This is a genomic window from Tardiphaga sp., from assembly GCF_028290495.1.
Taxonomy (GTDB): Bacteria; Pseudomonadota; Alphaproteobacteria; order Rhizobiales; family Xanthobacteraceae; genus Tardiphaga.
Genome location: NZ_JAQGJT010000123.1, coordinates 1 through 4,517 on the forward strand (window position 1 = coordinate 1; position 4,517 = coordinate 4,517).

A 4,517-nucleotide genomic window follows, 5' to 3' on the forward strand; every position below is an offset into this window, starting at 1 on the left:
AGCACGACCATCGCGGCGACCGCCAGGGTGCGGAACGTCACCGCGCGGCGGTCGACCATGATCGCGATCAGCACCACCGCGGTCATGAAGAACGATCTCTGGGTCGCCACTTCCGCGCCGGACAGCAGCAGATAGAACGCCGCGGCAAGCAGCGCGGCTGCCGCCGACCATTTCTTGATTGGAAACGTCACCGTCAGCATCGGAATCAGCGCCAGCAGCGCCCGCACCGCAAAGAACACCACGCCGGCGACGACAGCCATGTGATATCCGGAAATCGACAGCACGTGGCCGAGGCCGGAGATGAACATCGCGTCGTTGACCTCAGGCGAGATCGCGTCGCGCCGGCCGGTCAGCAATGCGGTGGCGATGGCGCGGCTGTCACCTTTGAGCGTCGTGCGGATGCGCGCATCGATGGCATCGCGAAATCCCTGCATGGTCGCCGCATAACGCAACCGCCAACCGGGTGCCGCCGGCGGATCGACGGCCTTGATGCTGCCGGTGACGAAGCCGGACGCACCGATGCCCTGGAAGTACATATCGCGGCCGAAATCGTAGGAGCCCGGCCGCAGCGGAGCCAACGGCGGCTGCAGCCGCGCCTTCAGTTCGACAAAGCTGCCGACGGCGGGGGCCGCGCCCTTCTTCACCGAAAGCCGGACGCGTTCGAGCTTGATCGACGGGCGCGGGCTCTCCATCGACACGACGCGCAGCATAAAGCGATCGGTGCGCTCGCGCTCTTCATGGGTCTCGACGAAGCCTGACAGCGATACCCCGTAGAGCGGCCGCGCCAGCACGCCATGTGCTATCCGCGCGGTCTTCAGCGTGGCAATCGCAAAGCCCGACGCCATAGCAGCAACCATCACGACCACGGGAAACCATTGTTGCCGCCGTGACAGAAACGCTGCGGCACACAGGACAGCGGCACTCGTGGCCGCCACCCATGTCACCGGTTCGTGTTCAGCGGAAAAATACAGCGCGATGCCGGCGCCAAAGGCCACGGGTACCCAGGGCAGCAGCCGACCGGGCCCCGCTTCCGCGCGCGCCCAGACCTGCAAACTCGTGATGAAAGATGGCCAAAGCCCCGCGCCAGGCCGCGCGATACCCGTCGTCGGCGCCGCCTGCGGCGGCCAGGTGCCGGCGTGCGCGCGCGGTCGGTTGTTGCTGCCGTTCGTCATCACGCCGCCCGGACTTGCCTGCCGACATGCTAGCGGAAGAAATTACCGGCCGACTACCGGAACGGATAGAGAATATCTGTTGTGCTGGAACGTCATTCCGGGGCGGGAGCAGCGTCAGCTGCGAGCAAACCCGGAACCCGGAGATGGTGATGAACATCTCGGGGTTCCGGGTTCACGGTTCAGTCGGCTGCGCCAACTGAACCGTGCCCCGGAATGACAGCGCTGAGCTATGAAAGTGCCAGGTCACGTCGCCTTGGCGTAGCTGTCGCGCAGGCCGACGGTGCGGTTGAACACCAGCCTGCCCGGCGCGGAATCCTTGTCGCGGCAGAAGTACCCCTGGCGCTCGAACTGTACGGCGGCCTCCGAATGGTCGCTCGCCAAAGCTGGCTCGACCATGCAGCCGGTCAGCGTTTCCAGCGACTCCGGATTGATCTGCGCGGCGAAGTTCGCGGCATCCGGCTGCGGCGCGGTGAACAGCAGATTGTAAACCCGTACCTCGGCCGGCACGGCCTGCGCCGCGGCGACCCAGTGAATCGTCGCCTTCACCTTGCGGCCATCCGGCGCGTTGCCGCCACGGGTCTCCGGATCATAGGTGCAATGCAGTTCGGTAACTTCACCGGCCGCGTTCTTGATCACCTCGCGGCAGGTGATGAAGTAACCATAGCGCAGCCGCACCTCGCGGCCCGGCGCCATCCGGAAGAACTTCTTCGGCGGCTCCTCCATGAAGTCGTCATGCTCGATGTAGAGCTCACGGCCAAACGGAATCTTTCGCGAACCGAGCTCTTCATGCTCGGGATGATTGACGGCGTCGAGCTCCTCGACCTGGCCTTCCGGATAGTTCGTGATCACCACCTTGAGCGGCTTCAGCACCGCCATGCGCCGCTGCGCCGTGCGGTTCAGCGTTTCGCGCACCGCGAAGTCGAACATGTCGATGCCGACGGTGCTGTTGGCCTTGGCCACGCCGATGCGCTTGACGAATTCGCGCAGGGCCGCCGACGGCACGCCGCGGCGCTGCAGCCCGGCCAGAGTCGGCATCCGCGGATCGTCCCAACCGGTGACGTGACCGCCGCGCACCAGTTCGGTAAGCACGCGCTTCGACAGCAGCGTGTAGGTCATGTTGAGCCGCGCGAATTCGTACTGATGCGGCCGCGACGGCACCGGCAGGTTGTCGAGACACCAGTCGTACAACGGCCGGTGATCCTCGAATTCCAGCGTGCAGATCGAATGCGTGACGTGCTCGATCGCGTCCGACTGGCCGTGGGCGAAATCGTAGCTGGGATAGATGCTCCACGCAGCGCCGGTGCGCGGGTGATGCGCATGCAGGATGCGGTAGATCACGGGATCGCGCAGGTTGATATTGCCGGAGGCCATATCAATCCTGGCGCGCAGCACGCGGGCGCCGTTCGGAAACTCGCCGGCACGCATCCGCGCGAACAGATCGAGGCTTTCCTCCACCGGGCGATCGCGGAACGGGCTGTTCTGGCCGGGCTCGGTCAGGGTGCCGCGCTTGAGGCGGATCTCCTCCTGCGACTGGTCGTCGATATAGGCCTTGCCGGCGCGGATCAGATCCTGCGCCCAGGCATACAATTGCTCGAAATAATCCGAGGCGTAATGCAGGTTCGTGCCCCAGTCGAAGCCGAGCCAGCGCACGTCGCGTTGAATGGCGTCGATATATTCCTGCTCTTCCTTGGTCGGATTGGTGTCGTCGAAGCGCAAATTGCAGATGCCGCCGAATTCCTCGGCAATGCCGAAATTCAGGCAGATCGACTTGGCGTGGCCGAGATGCAGATAGCCGTTCGGCTCCGGCGGAAACCGCGTCACCACGCTTTTGTGCGCGCCGGAGGCCAGATCCGCCGCGACGATGTCGCGAATGAAATCGCGGCCTGCTTCCAATACCGATTCGTCTGTCATGGGGTGCCTTTCAAGCTGCGCCCTATGTGCCAAATCCGGGCCGCCGCGCCAAGGGGCCGGAAACGGGCCAAGTCGCCCGCCTCAGGAGCCAGCGCGCCTCGCCAGCCCTCTAATTCGCGGGGACAGCGCTACGCCCGTGTGATAAACGGCCGCAAACCGTCTCCAGCATCGATCGAAGCCATTTAATGACCACACCCATCGTCACCCGTTTCGCGCCCTCCCCGACCGGATTTCTCCATATCGGCGGCGCCCGCACCGCTCTGTTCAACTGGCTCTATGCCCGCGGCCGTGGCGGCAAGATGCTGCTGCGGATCGAGGATACCGATCGCGAGCGCTCCACCGAGCCGGCGATCGGCGCGATCCTGGAGGGGTTGAAGTGGCTGGGCATCGAGTGGGACGACGACACCGTCTACCAGTTCGCCCGCGCCAGCCGGCACCGCGAAGTCGCCGAGCAGTTGCTCGCCGAGGGCAAGGCCTACTACTGCTACGCCTCCGCCGACGAGTTGAAGGAGATGCGCGAGAAGGCGCGCGCCGAAGGCAAATCCAAGCTCTATGACGGCCGCTGGCGCGAGCGCACGACGTCCGAGGCGCCGGCCGGCGTCAAGCCGACGATCCGCCTCAAGGCGCCGCTCACTGGCGAGACCGTGATCGACGACCAAGTGCAAGGCCGCGTGGTCTGGAAAAACGAGAACCTCGACGACCTCGTGCTGCTGCGCGGCGACGGCAACCCGACTTACATGCTGGCAGTGGTGGTCGACGACCACGACATGGGCGTGACGCACGTGATCCGCGGCGACGACCATTTGATCAATGCCGCCCGGCAAAAGCAGATCTATGAGGCGCTGGGTTGGGACATTCCCAGCATGTCGCACATCCCGTTGATCCACGGACCGGATGGCTCCAAGCTGTCCAAGCGCCACGGCGCGCTCGGTGTCGATGCCTATCGCGCGATGGGTTACGTGCCGGAAGCGCTACGCAACTACCTCGTGCGGCTCGGCTGGAGCCATGGCGACCAGGAAATCTTCTCTACCGAGGAGATGATCAAGGATTTCGATCTGCCGGCGATCGGACGCTCGGCGGCGCGGTTCGATTTCGCCAAGCTGGAAAACCTCAACGGCCATTACATCCGCCACGCCGACGATCAATCTCTTGTGACCATGTTCGAGGACGTGCTGGACTACGTCCCCAATGGCGGCGACGTCAAAGCCAAGATCAACGACGTGACGCGCGCGCAGCTTTTGCAGGCGATGCCGCAGTTGAAGGAGCGCGCCAAGACGCTGATCGAGCTGATCGACAGTTCGTACTTCATTTTCGCCGACCGCCCGCTGGCGATGGAGCCGAAAGCGGCCGCCCTGCTGACGCCGGAAACCCGCGCGCTGATCGGCAGACTGCAAGGCGCGCTGGAGCCGGTCACCGACTGGAATGCGGCGACCA

3 protein-coding genes are annotated in these 4,517 nt (G+C 64.6%); 1 reads left to right on the plus strand and 2 read right to left on the minus strand.

What is annotated here, in order from left to right; genetic code table 11:
• On the minus strand, positions 1-1,172 hold a 1,172-nt coding region (locus tag JWQ24_RS18085), incomplete at its 3' end, for a ComEC family competence protein (RefSeq protein WP_299810976.1).
• A 243-nt stretch (positions 1,173-1,415) separates the two neighbouring features.
• Positions 1,416-3,083, minus strand: coding sequence for a glutamine--tRNA ligase/YqeY domain fusion protein (locus JWQ24_RS18090; RefSeq protein WP_299810979.1), 1,668 nt, complete (start codon positions 3,081-3,083; stop codon positions 1,416-1,418).
• Positions 3,084-3,268: 185 nt separating this feature from the next.
• Here JWQ24_RS18090 and gltX point away from each other — a divergent pair.
• The coding region (gene gltX, locus JWQ24_RS18095; protein ID WP_299810982.1) for a glutamate--tRNA ligase at positions 3,269-4,517 on the plus strand (1,249 nt) is incomplete at its 3' end.